A 587-nucleotide genomic window follows, 5' to 3' on the forward strand; every position below is an offset into this window, starting at 1 on the left:
ACCGCTGCCAATGGTCAGCTTACCCGACTGGACGTAACCGAAATGGCATCGAGTGTGCGGCTGTCAGCAGCCCCGGCCCAGCGACGAGTAACCTTGAGCTGGCAGGCCAACACGCCCTGGAGCAACGATAACCAGACCCACGATGTGTACCGGAGCCGGTCAGGACCGGCTGGTCCTTTCAACAAGATTGCCGAAGTGCGGGTGCAGGGCAGTCCGTACACGTTCACCGACACGGGTGAGGATACGTTTGTGGCCGATGGCAACACGAGTCGGGTTTTGTCGGCCGACAGTAGTTATTGCTACCGGGTCATGACTCGAGGGCAGTATACGGATACACAATTAGTAGGCTTTAATCCTATTATAAACTATAGTCAGATTATCTGCGCTACGCCCACCGATACGACTCGCCCCTGTGCCCCCGTGCTGGGGCTGGATAGCCTTAACTGTGCTAACCTGACCAATGAAAGCCTCTGCGATCAGACCAGCTTTACCAACAAGCTACGCTGGCAGCTCACCACTAGTCCCAGCTGTGACCCCAATGTGGTTAGCTACAAGCTCTACTACGGTCGCTACCAGCAGGACGAACC

1 pseudogene is annotated in these 587 nt (G+C 56.2%); it reads left to right on the plus strand.

The window, feature by feature from the left end:
- Positions 1 to 587: pseudogene (locus GK108_RS31005) on the plus strand (gliding motility-associated C-terminal domain-containing protein); the annotation flags it as partial.

The sequence above is a fragment of the Spirosoma terrae genome (genome assembly GCF_010435915.1).
Lineage (GTDB): Bacteria > Bacteroidota > Bacteroidia > Cytophagales > Spirosomataceae > Spirosoma > Spirosoma terrae.